General features: G+C 58.0%; 3 protein-coding genes and 1 pseudogene. All 4 read right to left on the bottom strand.

Going from position 1 to position 2,815, the window contains the following annotated elements; all coding sequences use genetic code 11:
* Nucleotides 1–556, bottom strand: a pseudogene (locus tag AAAC48_RS03350) (IS110 family transposase); the annotation flags it as partial.
* A 291-nt stretch (nt 557–847) separates the two neighbouring features.
* Complete coding sequence (locus AAAC48_RS03345; RefSeq protein WP_340652811.1) at nt 848–1,876, bottom strand: IS110 family transposase; 1,029 nt, start codon at nt 1,874–1,876, stop codon at nt 848–850.
* A gap of 111 nt (nt 1,877–1,987) precedes the next feature.
* Nucleotides 1,988–2,356, bottom strand: coding sequence for a response regulator (locus tag AAAC48_RS03340; RefSeq protein WP_340652810.1), 369 nt, complete (start codon nt 2,354–2,356; stop codon nt 1,988–1,990).
* A 68-nt stretch (nt 2,357–2,424) separates the two neighbouring features.
* Nucleotides 2,425–2,815, bottom strand: a 391-nt coding sequence (locus AAAC48_RS03335; RefSeq protein WP_340652809.1) for a LuxR C-terminal-related transcriptional regulator, incomplete at its 5' end; no start/stop codon positions are given.

Below are 2,815 nucleotides of genomic sequence, written 5' to 3'. Positions count from 1 at the left end.
TGATACCTTGCGAGAACAAGAGCCCCTTGATCCGATTGACGTGCGCAATGCGCTCGCCGATAAGCACCTTGCGCTCGCGGCCGATCCGCCGCTCATCTTCCTCCTGGCGCGATGGAGCCCGCACCATTGAACATACCCGCGGTTCACCGCGCTTGAAGGCAAGCAACACCCGCAGCAGCGTCTCACCATCAACACGATCGGTCTTCACCCGCCGGCGCCGGCGCGATGTCGCGATCGATGCCGCGTCGACGACGTGGCTTTCGATGCCATTATCCGCAAGCAGGCGATGGATCCAGAAACCATCAAGTCCGGCTTCCTGGATCGTGATGATCGGCCATTCATTACCGGTCCTGACCCGACTTCTTTCGCGCAACGTCGCAAATAGATCGAACAAGCCGGCGATGTTGCCGGCATCGACGCTGTGTTTCGACATCTTCTCACCATTCCCCGGTATCAATGATGTGAGAAGCCAAGTCGAACGGGACAGTTCCAATGAGACAAAGATTGCGGCAAGATTGGTTTGGATGGCGGTCGCGGGTTTTTCGGTCTTCAGCATGACAGGAACCTCATAATAGGCGGTTGATAGGACGACCGCTCATTTTGCAAAAACGCTGGCCGTCATCTACCCCATGGGATTCTTCTGTCAGGCCTTCATGTGCGGCATTTCCAGAGGCCGCTGGCCGGTATGGTGATCTGCAGATCAGGTCCAAATCTCAACAACGAGCGCATTGGCTCTTTGGCTCCAGCTGGTTTTCCTGATCCAGATCTGTTCGATCGTTGCGCCCATTCGGGTCGTCGCCTTCTCACACCCCCCTTTACCGGCGCCGGGCTGTTTGCTGCAGGTCGATCATGCAGCCGCAGCCGACGCCGGATTCCGATAATCCTCATTCGTTCTCAGCATCGCCCAGATTGCCCGCGCCATCTTGTTCGCCAGGGCGATCGCCACGAGCATTCGCGGCTTTCTCGCCAGCATATTCGCCAGCCAAGATCCCTTGGAGATCGATCTGCGACCTAGCCAGTTCAAACGTGACATGGCCCCGATGATGAGCAATTGGCGAATGTCGGCTTGTCCCTCCTTCGAAACCCGCCCGAGGCGTTCCTTACCTCCCGAGGAATGCTGCCGTGGGACAAGGCCCAGCCAAGCCGCGAAGTCCCGGCCGCGTTTGAAGCTGGCCATGTCGGGTGCGAATGCTTCAACCGCCAGCGCGGTCAGCGGGCCAACTCCCGGCATGGTCTGCAGCCGCCGCATTGTTTCGGTCTCTGTCGCCAGCTTCCTGAGCTGCACGATCTTGGCCTCGATCCGCTCCGTCTTCCATGCAATCTGGTCGATAAGGTCCTGGCATTCGTGGCGGACCAGTTCGGGCAGATTGCTCTTTGGTTCCTCGACGATCTCCTTAATGCGAGGGATGTGGTGGATGCCTTGCGCGACGGCGTGGCCGTATTCGTAGAGAATGGCACGCAATGCATTCACCAGATCGGTGCGCTGATGGACGAGGCGCTGGCGAGCTCGGAACAACACTGCCCTGGCCTGCTGTTCTTCCGATTTCGGCTCGACGAATCGCATCTCCGGCCGCTGGGCCGCAATCACAATCGCCTCGGCATCGGCGGCATCGTTCTTCTGGCGCTTTACGAAAGGCTTCACATATTGCGGCGCGATCAGTTTCACCTCATGGCCGAGCTTGGTCATCTCCCGAGCCCAGTAATGGGCACTGCCGCAGGCTTCCATCACAACCACTGCCGACGGATGCTCCGTCATGAACTTCTGAAACTGGAGGCGTGACAGCTTCTTTCGAAACTTCACATGGCCGTTCATCGACGCGCCGTGGAGCACGATTACATTCTTTGCCAAATCCACACCAATCATCGTATTCTTCATATTGCCGTCCTCTCCGCTTGGTGGCTGAAACACCACATTTTGGCACACTGCGATGCCGTCTGGGGAGGGCGGCAACCATCCCATCTCTGCAATTTCAATTGCCTTCGGCTGTCAGTGACTGAGCGCCGACTCAAGGCAACCGATCAGCTTCTCGATATCGACCGGCTTGCCGAGAAAGGCGAAGGCGCCGCCGTTGATCGCCGTATTGCGCGTCCGCTCATCCTTGTACGAGGTGACAAAGATCATCGGGGGACGGCCCGAATGCTTGTTCAATTCAGCCTGCAGCTCGATCCCACTGAGACCCGGCATCTTCACATCGACGAGCATGCAATCGATTGCGGATCGCGGTTCGAAGGCGAGAAACTCTTCCGCCGATGCGAACAACCGGCACTCGTAACCGCAGGACTTGACGAGGTCATCCATGGCTTCACGGATGGCCTGATCGTCGTCGACGACGGCTATGGTAGGGACTGGGGGCAATGAAACGACCTTTTCTGACTGCTTTCTAATTCCTGTTATGCGCTCATGGCCGTTTCAAAGATACCATACTAAGATACAGGTGGTCGTACGCCTTCGCCCAGCATTTCGGCCTTTCGCACAAGCTCGGCGACCGAGCGAACTTCCATTTTCCGCATCACATTGCCGCGATGCAGCTTCACCGTGACCTCGCTGATGCCAAGCTCATAGGCGATCTGCTTGTTCATCAGCCCCTTGACCACGGCCTCCATGACCTCGCGCTCGCGTGGCGTCAGGCTTCCCGCAAGCAACGCAGCGGCTTCGCTCTGCGCACTCTCGAGCCGGTGCGCGGCGTTGCGTTTCATCGCCGCCGCCACTGCGTCGAGAATGTCCTGATCCTTGAAAGGCTTGGTCAGAAAATCGACGGCACCGGCCTTCATTGCCTGCACACCCATCGATATGTCCCCGAACCCCGTCATAAAG

Origin of the sequence: Phyllobacterium sp., from assembly GCF_037994405.1 — a bacterium.
Lineage (GTDB): Bacteria > Pseudomonadota > Alphaproteobacteria > Rhizobiales > Rhizobiaceae > Phyllobacterium.
This window is presented reverse-complemented; position numbering and strand designations above follow the sequence as displayed.

Excerpts from the sequence above, each read along its gene's own strand:
- AAAC48_RS03345 (WP_340652811.1), bottom strand. The coding sequence starts at position 1,876 with ATGAAGAATACGATGATTGGTGTGGATTTGGCAAAGAATGTAATCGTG.